The organism is Nocardia aurantia (assembly GCF_009604425.1).
GTDB classification, from domain to species: domain Bacteria; phylum Actinomycetota; class Actinomycetes; order Mycobacteriales; family Mycobacteriaceae; genus Nocardia; species Nocardia aurantia.
Genome location: NZ_WEGI01000007.1, coordinates 220746 through 234168, shown reverse-complemented (window position 1 = coordinate 234168; position 13423 = coordinate 220746). Strand labels below are relative to the sequence as shown.

Annotated in this window: 16 protein-coding genes; 9 read left to right on the top strand and 7 right to left on the bottom strand. The window is 69.9% G+C overall.

The annotated features are described in order from the left end of the window. Positions 1–38 precede the first annotated feature (38 nt). Positions 39–818: an ABC transporter permease gene (locus NRB56_RS17485; RefSeq protein ID WP_153343807.1), complete on the top strand. Its 780-nt coding sequence runs from the start codon at positions 39–41 to the stop codon at positions 816–818. 67 nt (positions 819–885) lie between these two features. On the opposite strand, the gene NRB56_RS17480 is transcribed toward NRB56_RS17485, so the two are convergent. Beyond that, positions 886–1224 carry an RNA polymerase-binding protein RbpA gene (locus NRB56_RS17480; protein WP_153343474.1) on the bottom strand — a complete coding sequence of 113 codons (339 nt, stop codon included), beginning with the start codon at positions 1222–1224 and terminating at the stop codon, positions 886–888. Positions 1225–1420: 196 nt separating this feature from the next. On the opposite strand from NRB56_RS17480, the gene NRB56_RS17475 reads away from it, so the two are divergent. Further along, positions 1421–1747 (top strand): hypothetical protein, encoded by a 327-nt coding sequence (locus NRB56_RS17475; protein WP_019925939.1) that lies wholly within the window; start codon positions 1421–1423, stop codon positions 1745–1747. A gap of 78 nt (positions 1748–1825) precedes the next feature. On the opposite strand, the gene NRB56_RS17470 is transcribed toward NRB56_RS17475, so the two are convergent. Together NRB56_RS17470 and NRB56_RS17465 are read right to left on the bottom strand one after the other, a co-directional pair. Beyond that, positions 1826–2494 carry a M23 family metallopeptidase gene (locus NRB56_RS17470; RefSeq protein ID WP_319943119.1) on the bottom strand — a complete coding sequence of 223 codons (669 nt, stop codon included), beginning with the start codon at positions 2492–2494 and terminating at the stop codon, positions 1826–1828. A gap of 562 nt (positions 2495–3056) precedes the next feature. After that, on the bottom strand, positions 3057–4043 hold the full coding sequence (locus NRB56_RS17465; protein WP_319943118.1) for a glycosyltransferase family 9 protein: 987 nt from the start codon (positions 4041–4043) through the stop codon (positions 3057–3059). Positions 4044–4307: 264 nt separating this feature from the next. Between NRB56_RS17465 and NRB56_RS17460 the strand changes: the two genes are divergently transcribed. The 3 genes from NRB56_RS17460 (at position 4308) to NRB56_RS17450 (ending at position 6055) form a co-directional block, all read left to right on the top strand. Further along, positions 4308–4601 (top strand): hypothetical protein, encoded by a 294-nt coding sequence (locus tag NRB56_RS17460; protein WP_153343470.1) that lies wholly within the window; start codon positions 4308–4310, stop codon positions 4599–4601. 98 nt (positions 4602–4699) lie between these two features. Further along, positions 4700–5050 (top strand): hypothetical protein, encoded by a 351-nt coding sequence (locus tag NRB56_RS17455; protein WP_153343468.1) that lies wholly within the window; start codon positions 4700–4702, stop codon positions 5048–5050. A 147-nt stretch (positions 5051–5197) separates the two neighbouring features. Then, entirely contained in the window at positions 5198–6055 is an 858-nt protein-coding gene (locus tag NRB56_RS17450) for a hypothetical protein (RefSeq protein ID WP_153343466.1), read from the top strand. Positions 6056–6060: 5 nt separating this feature from the next. On the opposite strand, the gene NRB56_RS17445 is transcribed toward NRB56_RS17450, so the two are convergent. After that, the gene (locus NRB56_RS17445) at positions 6061–6570 is read right to left on the bottom strand and encodes a GtrA family protein (protein WP_319943117.1); all 510 of its coding nucleotides are present in this window, start codon (positions 6568–6570) and stop codon (positions 6061–6063) included. A 98-nt stretch (positions 6571–6668) separates the two neighbouring features. On the opposite strand from NRB56_RS17445, the gene NRB56_RS17440 reads away from it, so the two are divergent. The 4 genes from NRB56_RS17440 (at position 6669) to NRB56_RS17425 (ending at position 9652) form a co-directional block, all read left to right on the top strand. Next, the gene (locus tag NRB56_RS17440) at positions 6669–7451 is read left to right on the top strand and encodes a helix-turn-helix domain-containing protein (protein WP_153343463.1); all 783 of its coding nucleotides are present in this window, start codon (positions 6669–6671) and stop codon (positions 7449–7451) included. After that, positions 7448–8320 carry a fructosamine kinase family protein gene (locus NRB56_RS17435; RefSeq protein WP_319943116.1) on the top strand — a complete coding sequence of 291 codons (873 nt, stop codon included), beginning with the start codon at positions 7448–7450 and terminating at the stop codon, positions 8318–8320. Before NRB56_RS17440 ends, NRB56_RS17435 begins: the two co-directional genes overlap by 4 nt. Before the next feature lie 250 nt (positions 8321–8570). After that, positions 8571–8957, top strand: coding sequence for an SMU1112c/YaeR family gloxylase I-like metalloprotein (gene gloA2, locus NRB56_RS17430; protein ID WP_153343461.1), 387 nt, complete (start codon positions 8571–8573; stop codon positions 8955–8957). A 203-nt stretch (positions 8958–9160) separates the two neighbouring features. Next, positions 9161–9652 (top strand): peptidylprolyl isomerase, encoded by a 492-nt coding sequence (locus tag NRB56_RS17425; RefSeq protein WP_153343458.1) that lies wholly within the window; start codon positions 9161–9163, stop codon positions 9650–9652. A 57-nt stretch (positions 9653–9709) separates the two neighbouring features. Here NRB56_RS17425 and NRB56_RS17420 read toward each other — a convergent pair whose 3' ends face one another. Genes NRB56_RS17420 through NRB56_RS17410 form a run of 3 tightly spaced genes read right to left on the bottom strand, consistent with a single transcriptional unit; the run spans position 9710 to position 13250 of the window. Next, positions 9710–10204: a phosphoribosyltransferase gene (locus NRB56_RS17420; RefSeq protein WP_153343456.1), complete on the bottom strand. Its 495-nt coding sequence runs from the start codon at positions 10202–10204 to the stop codon at positions 9710–9712. Positions 10205–10225: 21 nt separating this feature from the next. Next, positions 10226–10936, bottom strand: coding sequence for a metal-dependent hydrolase (locus NRB56_RS17415; protein WP_153343454.1), 711 nt, complete (start codon positions 10934–10936; stop codon positions 10226–10228). Between the two features lie 46 nt (positions 10937–10982). Beyond that, on the bottom strand, positions 10983–13250 hold the full coding sequence (locus NRB56_RS17410; RefSeq protein WP_153343452.1) for a serine/threonine-protein kinase: 2268 nt from the start codon (positions 13248–13250) through the stop codon (positions 10983–10985). Between the last annotated feature and the right edge of the window lie 173 nt (positions 13251–13423).

Below are 13423 nucleotides of genomic sequence, written 5' to 3'. Positions count from 1 at the left end.
CCGAGGCGCAGCCGGCCCTGCCGACCCCGCCGATGCGGCTGTTCCGCGACAGCGCCATCGTGGCCTACCGCAATCTGCTGACCATCCTGCGGGTGCCGACCCTCCTGGTGACCGCGACCATCCAGCCGCTGATGTTCGTCTTCCTGTTCGCCTACATCTTCGGCGCCTCGCTCGGCGGCAGCCAGTACCGGGAATTCCTGCTCGCCGGCATCTTCACCCAGACGGTCGCGTTCAACGCCGCCTTCACCACCGTCGGCCTGGCCAACGATATGCAGCAGGGCATCATCGACCGGATGCGGACGCTGCCGATGTCGCGGCTGGCGGTGCTGGCGGGCCGGACCCTGTCGGATCTGCTGGTGAACATGCTGGCGCTGGCCGTCATGGTCGGCTGCGGCTACGTGGTCGGCTGGCGGATCAACGACGGATTCGCCGACGCCGCACTGGCTTTCGGTGTAATCCTGCTGTTCGCGTTCGCGATGTCGTGGGTGGGCGCGCTGACCGGCCTGCTGGCACCGAGCGTGGAGGTGGCCCAGAGCGCCGGCCTGATCTGGCTGTTCCCGCTGACGTTCGTGTCGTCGGCGTTCATCTCCGCGGAGACCCTGCCCGGTCCGCTGCGCGCGATCGCCCAGTGGAACCCGATCACCGCGGTCGCGGCCTCGGGCCGGAAGCTGTTCGGCAACGGCGCCCCGCCGTCGTTCACGCCCCCGCACGGCTGGGCGGCCGAGCACTGCGTGACGTACTCGATCGGCTGCTCCCTGGCGATCCTCGCCGTCGCGATCCCGTTGTCGCTGTTGCAGTATCGCCGCGTCGCGCGGTAACACCCCGCCCCCGAGACGACGAAGCCGCGTCCACCCCGAAGGGTGGACGCGGCTCGCGTTCGTTCTCCTACACCCGCCCGCGGCGGGTCTTGAGCAGTTCCAGACGCTCCTGCAGCAGCTCTTCGAGCTCCTCCTTGGAGCGACGCTCGAGCAGCATGTCCCAGTGCGTGCGCGGGGGCTTCACCTTCTTGGGCTCCTGGCTGGAACCCTCGAGCAGCACGCCCTCCTGGCCGTTGCGGCACAGCCAGGTCGCGGGGATCTCGGCGTCGTCGGCGAAGGGCACATCGAACTCTTCGCCGTTGTCGGTCCGGTACCGCGCCATCCGACGCGGCGCCAGGTCGTGGTCGCGGTCGGTCTCGTAGCTCACCGCTCCGAGCCGGCTGCCTCGGAGTACGCGATCTGCCATGGTGTGCGGTCCTCTCTAGCCTGTTCGGCAACGCCCTACAGAAGTATGAACGTGCCCTGCTATAAAACAGTTCCCGGCGATGGTCAACCCCGACATTTTAGTGTGAGGTGTCACCGTGCGGTTGCGCGACCCCATTCCGCGATCGGGTCGGCGTGCCGCCAGCGTAATGGTTTCGTTCCGGTTAAGGTGTCGGACCATGCCGCGCCGTCTGCTGCTGTCCTGCCTGTGGTGTGGGCGGGAGATCGCCGAATCCGACGTCGGCCGTCGTCGCCGATACTGCCGCCAGTCCTGCCGGCAACGCGCCTACGAGCATCGTAAGGGCTTGGAGGGCACCGGAATTCCCGACGACGCCGTGGTCCTCAGCGCCCAGGAGGCCGCCGATCTGGCCGACCGCTGGTTCGCCGCCCGCTGCGCCGCCGAGGACGTCGCCATCGCCGTCGCCGAGGGTGCCGACGCGCGGGAACTGGCCGTCCTCACCACCGCCCTGGTCTCGCTCACCAAGGATGCCGAGCGATTGCGCTGACGGTCGTCGTTCACCGCGCGGAGACCGGTACGCATCAGCGGCGGGACGGTCGCGGGCGTGCTCGGTCGCGCCCGTGACTCAGTGCGGACCCCATTCGAGGCGGTTCTCCGGCTGGGGGGCGTCGACATCCACACCCCGGGCCGCGAACCACGGCAGCGGATCGATCCGGGCGCCACGCTCGTCGGTCCACACCTCGTAGTGCAGGTGCGGCCCGGTGGAGAAACCGCGGTTGCCGACCGTCGCGATGCGGTCCCCGGCCCGCACCGACTCGCCGACGCCCACCAGGATCCGGTCGACGTGCCCGTAGACGCCGATCGTGCCGTCGTCCTGCAACATCCGCACCCACAGCCCGAATCCCGCCACCGGCCCGGCCTCGACCACCACCCCGTCGGTCGCCGCCGCGATCGGCGTGCCCAGCGCCTCACCGAAGTCGATACCGGCATGCAGTGCGCCCCACCGCATCCCGAAGTAGGAGGTCGGCATCCCGGCCACCGGCCGCACCGTACGCGGCCGGAAGTCCAGGGCCGCCTCCAGCAGCGCATCCGGGGCATCCACCACCGCGACCGGCGGCTCGTCGTCCAGCGGCCGGGTGGCCACGACCAGCGCGTGCCCGACCGTCTCCAGGCCCCGCGTATGACCGGCCCCGTGCCGATCCGCCGCCACCAGCGCGGTCACCGACGCGCCCACCACCGCGGCGGTGAGGGCGATCGCCTGGGCGGTCGCCCGCGGCCGTGGCGATCTCAGCACCGGCGCCGGTCTCCGCGGACACCCGACAGCGATCGGCGCGCCGGCCGGTCGGCCGGTGGCCGGAGGCAGCGCGCGTGGTCCTCTGCCCGCAAACTTTCTGTGACTATCACAGCCGGGCAAAATACCAGCGTCGTCGTCACGGAGAGATAACGACACGCAGATCAGAACCAGTTCAACGTTCCGGATCGGCTGCCGATGACTATTCGCCATAAGATTGCGGACATTGCGATACCGCACTGTCGTTCGAACCGCGGCCCCGCCGGTGCGTTCGAGCCCCGGCACGTTCACCACCGACGCGACCGGGCATCTCCGCCGGCACAATCGAGGTATCGGCTCGTTCGGCCGAGGGGAGCCGATACCGGACGCATCGCCGAAATGTGCTGCGCGCGTCGGCCTTTCACCGGCCGGAGCCGGCACGTGTGCCGAATTATGCCGGTAACCCGCGGATCCGGTCCCGCAGACGGCTGCCGGTCGCGGAGCCCGTCGTCGAATGCCCGGTGGCGGAGCCCGTCGTCGAATACCGCACCGCGGGCGGCCGCCGTCCGACGCTGCGGTCGTGGGTTCAGCCGACCCGCCGGAACCCCGCGCGGCGCCGCTGACTCGCGGCACTCGCCAGCGCCCGCCGGTGCAACTGCTCGTCGACCGCCCCGATCACCTGGTCCGCCGAGATCTCCAGCAGCCCCGAATCGGGCGCATCGCCCTCGGGGTCGCCGACCGTGCCCGACCACAGCACCACGTGCCGGCCCAGCAGATGCGGCGGCGGCCCCCCGCGGCTCGGCGACGTCGGCCCGAACAGCACCACGGTCCGGGTCCCGAACGCGGTGGCCAGATGCGCCACCCCGGTATCGCCGCACACCACCAGCCCGGCCTCGGCGACCGTCGCGGCGAGTTCGATCAGATTCTGCTTGCCCACCAGCACCTGCCGCTGCGGCAGACCGGCCCGCGCCGCGATCTCCAGTGCCGTCGGACGTTCGAACTCGTCGCCGGTGAGCACCACCTCGCGACCGGCCACCAGCAGATGCCGCACCACCGCCGCGAACCGATCGGCCGGCCACCGTCGCGCGGCCGCGCCCGCGCCCGCGTGCACGACGACGCAATCGCGGTGACTGGTCGTCGACACCGGCGGCACCAGGCCGAGATTGCGGCGATCGGCGGTGATCCCGTCGGTCTCCAGCAGATGGCACCAGCGATCCACCTCGTGCATCTCCGGCTGCCACTCCGGCCCGCCGACCCCCGGAACCGCCGGATGGCGATAGGTCAGGATCCGCGCCGGATCGGTCCGGGCCAGCTCGACGATTCCCTCCGCGCCACCACTGTGCAGATTCACCGCCAGCTCGGGCGGCTCGCCGTCCCAGCGCAGACCCGCCGCGTCCGCGGCCGGCGTCATCTCGTCCACCGACGTGATCAGGTCGACGATCGGCTTGAGCCGGTGTGGCGCGGCCAGGACGATGTGATCGTGGGGCCTGGCGCGGCGCAGCGCCCGCAGCGCGGGCACCGCGGTGAGGAGATCACCGAGCCCACGCGCACGAAGCACGAGTACAACCGCCACCGCAGCTCTCCTAGCCATCCACAACAGTGACAACGTCCGACCGACCTTCCGGCGGACCGCCCGGCCGCCGAAAAAGTCACTTCGACAGGACTACCCGACGCGCTCGTCGTCGAAACGCGAACCCATCGGTGATATTCCATCTGTGATACCACGTTCGTGATATCCGCCCCGAATCGCGGGGAACGGCCCTGGCGGCCCAATCGGCGCCGCCGGTCCGCTAGCCTGGTTCGCACGGGTCGGGATCGAAAGAAATTGGAGGCACAGATGTTTCGTACCGCTGGGTTCGCCGCGGCGGTCGTCGCCGCCGGAGCCGTGAGCGTGCTCGCCGCGGGGCCGTCGCAGGCCGCGGACGGCTCGGTCAGCATCAACGGCAAGGTCTACGGCAACCCGACCGGCTGCATCGACACCGGTAACTCGTTCCAGACCATCGTCGGCAACAGCACCGACAAGGTCGTCGAGGTGCATTCCGGCCGGCACTGCACCGGTCCGGTCGTCGGCACGGTCGATCCGGCGGGCATCACCATGGTGCCCAACGGCAGCCTGCTGATCGTGGAATAACGGCCCCTACGGGGCTGTCGAGCCGCCGCCGATCTCGGCGGCGGCTTTTCTACTACTCGGCGTAGTTTTCCGGTTCGCGTCCACTACGCTGTGCATCCATGACAGTCGTCTACAACCTGGTGGTCGTGACCCACCTCCTCGGACTCGCCGCGGTCATCGGTGGCTACGCGGCCGGACAGCCCAAGGTCTCCGAGGTCATGGTGTGGGGCGCCCGGGCGCAGATCATCACCGGCCTGATCCTGGTCGGACTCGCCGACTCCGTCCACTCCCTGGACAAACACCTCGACATGGCGAAGATCATCACCAAACTGGTGATCGCGGTCGCCGTCGCCGCTTTCGCCGAGATCGGCCACGCCGACGCCAAACGCGGCAAATCCCTTCCCTGGATGACCCACGCCGCCGGCCTGCTCGCGATCGCCAACGTCTTCGTCGCCGTCCTCTGGCACTGATCTCCCGTGATCCGGTGCGAGCGTGCGGCATTCATAGCGCATTGACATCGGCGGCGATCTGCCGCACACTCGTCACAGGATCCGGCGAGGCTGACCATCCCGGCACAACCGGACCGACATATCGGCGAAAGCTGATGGGGGACAACGATGTCCGGTGGTGACGACAACCCGTCCGCGGCACGCGGCCCGGGCCCATCGACCCCCGGCAGTCCCCGAACCCACACAACGCCACACACTTCCGGCCCACTGGCCGGCGATCCCGCCCTCGCCGGCCTGAACATCCGCCCCGGACAACGCATCCGGCTGCTGGCCACCTGGCTGTGGTGGCGCCTGGACGACCGGCAACGCCACGGCCTCGGCCACACCGACCTGATCCGCACCCTCCGCCTCGGCCTCTCCGCCGAAACCCTCGCCCGATCCGCCACCCTCACCCGGCCCGGCGAAGCCTTGCCCGATCCGGATCGCGACCACCACAACAGCTCCGGCGGCGCGGCGGACCCGTCGAACCGCGGCGAGCCGGACACGTCCGCGCACCGAGCCGGCCCCGGTGGTCCCGCCGCCACCGGCCGTCGCGCGGATGGTGAAAACCTGCTGGCAGCACTGCTCATCGCGACCGGCGCGAATTCGGTTCCGCCGCCGCTGCGTCCGGCCGCCGCTCTCGCCGCCCGGCTGCCCGCCGCGGCCGTCGACCGCCGGCTGCGCCGCCTCGTCGCCGATCTCCTCGGCGAACTACTCAGCCCGGCAACCGGATCCGCCCTGCGGCTGCACACGGCCCTGCGGCACCTCGAGCGCACCCGAGACGAACTCGTCGCGTCCGCCACCACCGGGAATCCGATCGCCCCGGCACTGCACGGCTGGATGCTCGCCGCACTCACCGCCGCCGCCTGCGCGGTCGCCGCCGACCCCGACCGGCATCGCGCCTCCGGACTCGTCCCGCCCGCAGCGGCCACCCACAGCCACGGTGCGATCCCTGCCCTCGTCGCGAGCGCATCCGGCGCCCGCTGAGCGGATCAGAGCACGTCGATATCCTCCACGCGCAACTGCTCCGGAAAGACGAAGCGCCGCAACGCCCAGAACCGGAACGCCATCGCCAGCAGCACACCGAGGATCTGACCGGTCACGAAGTTCGACACCGCCTGCGTGGTGGCACTCACGTGCGGCACCCGGATGTGGAACATGTACAGCGCCACCGCCTGCGGGATCAGCGTCACCACGATCGCCAGCGCGCTCACCCCGAAGAACAGCGCGGCCTCCTGATGCCGCCGCCGTCCGCCGCGGCTGCGGAACGACCACTCCCGGTTCAGCACATACGACACGATCGTCGCGATCAGCACGCCGAACGCGCGGGCCGTCAACGGCTTGTCCTGCAGCACAGTGAGCTTCAGGCCGTAGACGGTACCGGTATCGACGAACCAGGTGATCCCGCCCACCACCGCGAACTTCATCAGCTCGGAGTGCCGGATCAGGGCGGCGCGATAGCCGGCCGGAAGCCGGTCGAGCACAGGTTGTACCAGTGACACGCCCCCACCATAACCGTCACCGGCGGTCCCGGCACCCACTCACCGGCATTACCTCCCAGGTCATTGTTCCGCGTACGGGCTGTTCCTACGATCACGGAATGCACAGCCCGACCGCCGGAGACCTGCTGCGCCACTGGCGCACCACCCGCCGCCTCAGCCAACTGGAGCTCGCCGGCCGCGCCGACACGTCGGCCCGGCACCTCAGTTTCATCGAAACCGGTCGCGCGACCCCGAGCCGACAGATGATCCTGCACCTGTCCGACAACCTGGACATCCCGCTGCGCGAACGCAATCGACTGCTGCTGGCCGCCGGGTTCGCGCCCGTGTACGCCGAACCCGACCTCGACACCACCGCCATGGCACCCGTACGCACCGCGATCCGTCAGATCCTCACCGGGCACGAGCCCTATCCCGCCCTTGCGGTGGACATGCACTGGACGATGGTCGACGCCAACGCCGGCGCCGCGCTGTTCCTCGACGGCATTCCCGCCGACCTGCTCGCCCCGCCCGTCAACGCGCTGCGCCTGAGCCTGCATCCGCGCGGCCTGGCCCCCCGCATCAGCAACCTCGCCGAGTGGCGCGGCCACCTGCTGGACCGCCTGCAACGGCAGATCGACGTCACCGGATCCGCCGACGCCGCGGCGCTGTACGCCGAATTGCGGGCGTACCCCGGCGGCGCCGACCACACCGGCCTGCCCGAGCCGGATCAGGCCGTGGTGCCGTTCCGGTTGCGCCACGGCGATCGGGAACTGTCGTTTCTGAGCGTGACCTCCGTCTTCGGCACCCCGATGAACATCACCGTCGCCGAACTGGCCATCGAATCGTTCTTCCCCGCCGACGCCGCGACCGCCGACCACCTGCACAGCCGTGCGGGGCGGTGACCGTGTCCGGCACCGATCCGGCGGCACGCCTGGAGATATTGCTCGGCACCGCGATATCCACCGTCATCGATCTCGGCCGCTCGCACGCCTGGAGGTTGCTGCGCGTCCGCACCGCCGACGGCCGGGAACTGTTCGTGAAAGCCGCCGCCGGACAACATGATTCGGACAGTGTGCTGAGGGCGGAGGCGGCCGGGCTGCGCTGGCTCGGACAGGCCGCGCCCGCCGGCCTGGTCCCGGCGGTCGAGGCAACCGAAACCGGCCTCCTGGTACTGCCGTGGCTGGCCGAGGCCGAACCCACCCCTGCGGCCGCCGAGCGATTCGGGCGCGAGCTCGCGGCGCTGCACACCGCCTCGGCGGCACACTTCGGCGCCGAATGGCCGGGCTGGATAGCGACTGTGCCACAGGACAATCGGCTCGAGACAGGGGAGTGGGCCGACTGGTACGTTCGCCGCCGGCTGGCCCCGCTGCTGCCGCTCGCGGCGCCTCGCCTCGGGTCCGGCGGATCGCGGACGATCGAGCGCGTCCTGACCGAGATCGAGCGGCTCGCCGGCCCCGCCGAACCACCGAGCCGCATCCACGGCGATCTGTGGTCGGGCAACGTGCTGTGGACGGAATCCGGTGCGCGACTGATCGATCCGGCCGCTCACGGTGGCCATCGCGAGACCGACCTGGCCATGCTGGAGCTGTTCGGCGCGCCCCACCTCGATCGGATCCTCGCCGCCTATCACGAGGCGGCCCCGCTCGCGGACGGCCGGCAGGAGAGGGTTCCGCTCCACCAGCTGTATCCGTTGCTGGTCCACGTGGTGCTGTACGGCGGCTCCTATGTCGACCGGACGGTCGCCGCCGCGATTGCGGCGCTGGGGCAGTAGCCGCCGCGACGGCGTTGCGGCAGCAGCTATTTCGCGATCCACGCGCACCCGTCGATCGACAGCCGACCGGCTCCCCCCGGCTCATGGAATATTTTGAATACCTATATCTAGATATGCGCATCTACGCATTAGTCACCACCCGTGTCCAGCCGGACGCACCCGGCACATCCACGAAAAACGCAGGGGAGGGGAGTCCCGGAGGAAGGGAGTGTCGACGGACTGTGAGCGGGCCGCGGACTACGGTCGGTGCATGGAGTTGCGGCGGATCCACCACGTGGCGATCATCGCCGCGGATTACCGGCGGTCGAAGGTGTTCTACACCGAGGTGCTCGGGCTGCGTGTGCTCGCCGAGCACTACCGGGCCGAACGTGACTCGTACAAGCTGGATCTCGCGCTTCCGGACGGTTCGCAGCTGGAGCTGTTCTCGTTCCCCGATCCGCCGGCGCGGCCGACGCGTCCCGAGGCGCGCGGGTTGCGGCACCTGGCCTTCGCGGTGCCGGATGTCGTCGCGGCCCTGGCGGAGCTGCGGGCTCGGGGAGTGCCGACCGAAGAGGTCCGGATCGACGAGTACACCGGCAAGCGTTTCGGCTTCTTCGCCGATCCGGACGGCCTGCCGCTGGAGCTGTACGAGGAATGATCACGAATAGTTATAATTGGGAGATGGGGATATGCGCATTGACACATGTGTTGCCATCGAAGCGTGTCGGCGGAAGCCGCCAACGCACCGGTTCGAAAGATTCCCTGAGGGGGAGGGGAGGGGCCGGTCGTGGGCCGGTTCCGAATTACCGCAGGCCATGAACGGTTGTCCGGCGCCGGTTCCCGGTCCCATACGATGGCCGGATGACCAAAGTGCTGCTGAAGACTTCCGCCGGGGACATCACCCTCGAGCTCGATGAGGCGAAGGCGCCCAAGACCGTGGCCAACTTCGTCGATTACGTCCGGTCCGGCCATTACGCCGGGACCGTGTTCCACCGGGTGATCCCGAACTTCATGATCCAGGGCGGCGGCCTGACCGCCGACATGCAGCAGAAGCCCGCGCCGCAGCGGGTGGAGAACGAGGCCGGCAACGGGCTGCGCAACGACAAGTACACCGTGGCGATGGCCCGGACGTCGGATCCGCATTCGGCCAGCGCGCAGTTCTTCATCAACACCTCGTCGAACGACTTCCTGAACCACCCGGGCCAGGACGGCTTCGGGTACGCGGTGTTCGGCCGGGTCGTCGACGGCATCGAGGTGGTGGACTCGATCGAGAAGGTGCGGACCGGGTCGAAGGCCGGCCACCAGGATGTGCCGACCGACGCGATCACGATCGTCGAGGCGCAGTTGATCTGAGTCGTCCTCGGTGTCGTGTTCGGCGCCCGGCCCACCGGCCGGGCGCCGACGGCGTTTTCAGGCGTCGAGTACGCGGGGCCGGTGGCGCGCTACGGGCGGCAGTACCGACCAGGGGAAGTTGATCCAGCGGTCGGTGTGGCGCCAGACGTATTCGCAGTCGACCTCGGAGCGCGGTTTCTGGTACACGACCGCGCAGCGCACCTCGGCGACCTTGTCGCTGCAGAAGTCGCGGACGAGTTTGAGGGTGGCGCCGGTGTCGGCGACGTCGTCGGCGACCAGGACGCGGGCGCCGGCCAGGTCGACCGCGCTGGGTACCGGGGGCAGCACGACGGGCATGTCGAGGCGCTGGTCGACGCCGGTGTAGAACTCGACGTTCATGACGTGGAGGTTCTTCACGTCGAGGGCATAGCCCAGAGCGCCCGCGACGAACAGTCCGCCGCGGGCGATGGAGAGGATGAGGTCCGGTTCGAATCCGTCCGCGGCGACCTGTTCCGCGAGTTCCCGGCCGGCCGTGCCGAACAGGTCCCAGGTCAGTTCTTCGCGGTCGGCCATGCCGGCTCCCTCGTATCTCGCTCAGGGCTGGTGCGTGATGGTGTACCAGAGCACCGCGAGCGTACCGGCCACGAACAGGGGCGAGAGCACCCAGGTTTCGAGCTTGTTCCCGGTGCGGCTGATGAGCGGGACGCAGGTGCGGATCTTCAGCGGCCAGAACAGGCGGCAGCCGTGGTCGGTGAGACAGTCGCCGAACAGGTGCACGAACGCGCCGAGGCCGACGGAGAACGGGAGCCAGGTGGGTTTGTCGGCGATCCACTGGTCCATGACGAAGGTGCCGGCGACGGCGAGGACGGTGACGGTGCCGTAGGAGCGGAAGCCCTCGCCGGGCGGGCACAGGTTCAGCGCGCGGACCGCCAGCGCGAGCAGGAAGAAGACCAGCGCGAGGGTGAACCAGCGGCCCAGCCAGTGCACGCCGGCCCAGGTGCCGTAGGTGACGGCGGCGACGAAGGCGAACGAGTGGGTGGCGTGCCGGTGGCCGCCGGAGGCCCAGCTGATCGCCTTGCACGCGACGTGCGAGATCGGGCCCAGCACATGGGAAATGGTGCCGGAGGGATGGTCGGCGTCGGGCAGCAGCGCCGCGCCCGCGGTGAGGAAGGTGCCCATCACCAGATCCACGGTGCCGAGATGGCCACCGGAGACCACGGGGAAGGTGAGGTACGAGATCGGCAGTGCGGCAGCGGCTCCCGACCATGCGAGCGCGCCGCTTGTTGCGTGAGAGTGTCCTAGCATCGCCGACGAGCCTAGCCGATCTTGGTCGGTCGATTTCCGGAGTTGGTCAGGGCTGTGGATGGGGATTCATGATGCGTTCCAGCGCACGGAGATCCGACTCGAGCGAGTAGAAGGCCCGTAGGGCGATCGCGAAGCCGAACAGTCCGCCGACGCACAGCGCGATGATGGCGCCGATGACGGCTTGCTGCTGTTCGTCGGTGAGGAAGATCAGTCCGGCGGGCACGCCGATCAGCGGAACCGACGCCGCCACACCGAGATACCGGCGGCTGCGGCGGACGAGCCGGCGCAGTCCGGCGCGGTCGGCGGCGGTGGTGTGGCCGGCGGCGACGAGTTGCGGGTAGTACCAGCGCAATACGAAGAAGGTGACCGGAAAGTAGGTGTAGGCCACCGCGACCGCCGCGGCGACGAGGTTGGAGGCGACCAGGTCGGTGAGCAGTCCGGGTGGTATCGGGCCGAGGGTGAGCAGCCGGGCGAGCAGGATCGGCAGGACGGCGATCCAGGCGGTGAAGGCGACGGCGGCGACCCGGTCGCCGCAGGCCAGGGTGTCGCGGCGGGCGCGGGCCAGGGTGGCGGCGTCGAAGACGCGGCCGCGGCGCAGCCCGTCCGGGACGAGGAAGACGTGGCGGCACCAGTAGAGCAGACCGGCGACGGCGATCAGGACCGTGACGGCGGCGATGAGCAGGCCGAGGCGAGTGATGTCCGCGGCGGCGGGTGCGCCGAGTTGCAGGCCGATGAGCCGGGTGTTGTGGGCGCCGAGGTACAGGCCGGCGAGGAGCTGCCCGAAGATGGTGGACAGGGTGACCACGGGCATGGGTCTTCTGCGCAGTCGGGCGCGGAGGCTGTGCGCGGGTGGGTCGACGAGGTCGCGGGCGGTGCGGTCCTGGCTGATCTCGAGTTGCTGGGCGAGGTCGGCGCCGCGGGCGTAGCGGTCGGCGGGTTCGGGGGCGAGGCAGGTCAGCAGGGCGTGGCGCAGGACGGCGGGGGTGTCGGCGGGCAGTTCGGCGCGGTAGCGGGGTTCGACGGGCCGGCGGCGGCGTTCGATCATGGTCTGCAGGGTCTGCTCGGTTTCGCCGTCGCCGGGTTCGTCGTCGAACGGGATTCTGCCGGTGAGCAATTCCCAGAGCATGACGGCGAGGGCGTAGAGGTCGCTGCGGGTGTCGAGGTCGGCGGCGGAGGCGACGCGGGCCGGGTGGCAGGCGTCGAGCTGTTCCGGTGACATGTAGGGCAGGGAGCCGCCGAAGTAGGCGACGGGGTTGGCGCCGGGCAGGTGGCGGCTGAAGCTGATGTTGAAGTCGGCGAGTTTGGGGTGTCCGTCGACGGTGAGCAGGACGTTGGCGGGTTTGATGTCGCGGTGCAGGACGCCGTGGCGGCCGGCGTAGTCGAGGGCGGCGGCGAGCCGGCTGCCCAGCCAGGCGACGGTTTCCGGCCAGCTGAGGGTGCGGAGTTCGGTGCGGGTGGCGGAGGGCTGGGGTTCGAGGACGCCGCCGTTGGTGGTGGCGGTGTCGACGGCCTCGAGCAGGGTGGCGCCGCTGCGGTGGGCCGGTGGGACGTGGCGCAGTGTGCGCAGGACGCCGAGCAGGGTGCCGCCGGGGATGTACTGCATGTACATGAGTTTCAGGTGGCGGTCGGTGAGGTGGCGCTGGTCGAAGACTCGGACGATGTGGTCGTGGTCGAGCTGGGCGAGGGTTTCGGGTTCGGTGCCGCGGTCGTGGGAGATCTTCACGGCGACCAGGCGGCTCATGGTGCGCTGGCGGGCGAGGAATACGCGGGCGAAGGCGCCCCGGCCGAGGGATAGCAGCAGGTCGAAGTCGTCGATGGTGGCGCCGGGGTCGATGGTGTCGAGGGCGTCGACGGCGGTGGGGTCGGCGAGCGCGGTGGTGGGGCCGGCGGCGCGGGTGCCGGGGAGGGTCGCGCCGACGGTGTGGCCGATGCGGGCCATCTGGGTGGGGTAGTCGGCGTGGTATTCGTCGAGGTCGACGGGGGTGCGGCGGCTGCGGGCGGTGATCTCCTCGTAGACGAGGTCCGGTGGCAGTCCGGCGGCGTCGAGTTCGGGGAATCGGTTGCGGTAGTCGGCGAGTCGGGGTGCGTCGGCACTGCGCTGCCAGCGTTCGTGCAGGTCGACCTTGATGAGTTCGATGAGGGCGCTGCGGCGCAGGGCGGGTTCGGCGGGGAGGTGGGCGGTCAGATCGGGTGGGGTGGGGTCGTGGTGCCATTGCCGGGCGAAGCGGGCGACGACGGAGGTCAGCGCGGTCTGGGTGGCCGTCGCGCGGTCGGTGTCGGGGCGTGGTGCGGCGGCGTGGTGGTGGTCGTCCATCGTCGCTGCCCCGAACTGATTCGATGCGGAAGTTTCCCCGGCCCGGTCTCGAGGATAGGCGATCGGTGGTGCTGGGGGGCCGGTTGCGGGGTGATCCGGTCTGCCGGAGGTGTCTGGCATCAGCTCGAAATAGCGAGCTATGCTTCGGCCGTCTCGTGTGTGGAAGGAGTTCC

What these genes read in the sequence shown, in the direction of transcription:
- NRB56_RS17480 (WP_153343474.1), bottom strand. Translation starts at nt 1,224, where the DNA reads ATGGCAGATCGCGTACTCCGAGGCAGCCGGCTCGGAGCGGTGAGCTAC.
- NRB56_RS17475 (WP_019925939.1), top strand. Translation starts at nt 1,421, where the DNA reads ATGCCGCGCCGTCTGCTGCTGTCCTGCCTGTGGTGTGGGCGGGAGATC.
- NRB56_RS17460 (WP_153343470.1), top strand. Translation starts at nt 4,308, where the DNA reads ATGTTTCGTACCGCTGGGTTCGCCGCGGCGGTCGTCGCCGCCGGAGCC.
- NRB56_RS17455 (WP_153343468.1), top strand. Translation starts at nt 4,700, where the DNA reads ATGACAGTCGTCTACAACCTGGTGGTCGTGACCCACCTCCTCGGACTC.
- NRB56_RS17450 (WP_153343466.1), top strand. Translation starts at nt 5,198, where the DNA reads ATGTCCGGTGGTGACGACAACCCGTCCGCGGCACGCGGCCCGGGCCCA.
- NRB56_RS17440 (WP_153343463.1), top strand. Translation starts at nt 6,669, where the DNA reads ATGCACAGCCCGACCGCCGGAGACCTGCTGCGCCACTGGCGCACCACC.
- gloA2 (WP_153343461.1), top strand. Translation starts at nt 8,571, where the DNA reads ATGGAGTTGCGGCGGATCCACCACGTGGCGATCATCGCCGCGGATTAC.
- NRB56_RS17425 (WP_153343458.1), top strand. Translation starts at nt 9,161, where the DNA reads ATGACCAAAGTGCTGCTGAAGACTTCCGCCGGGGACATCACCCTCGAG.
- NRB56_RS17420 (WP_153343456.1), bottom strand. Translation starts at nt 10,204, where the DNA reads ATGGCCGACCGCGAAGAACTGACCTGGGACCTGTTCGGCACGGCCGGC.
- NRB56_RS17415 (WP_153343454.1), bottom strand. Translation starts at nt 10,936, where the DNA reads ATGCTAGGACACTCTCACGCAACAAGCGGCGCGCTCGCATGGTCGGGA.
- NRB56_RS17410 (WP_153343452.1), bottom strand. Translation starts at nt 13,250, where the DNA reads ATGGACGACCACCACCACGCCGCCGCACCACGCCCCGACACCGACCGC.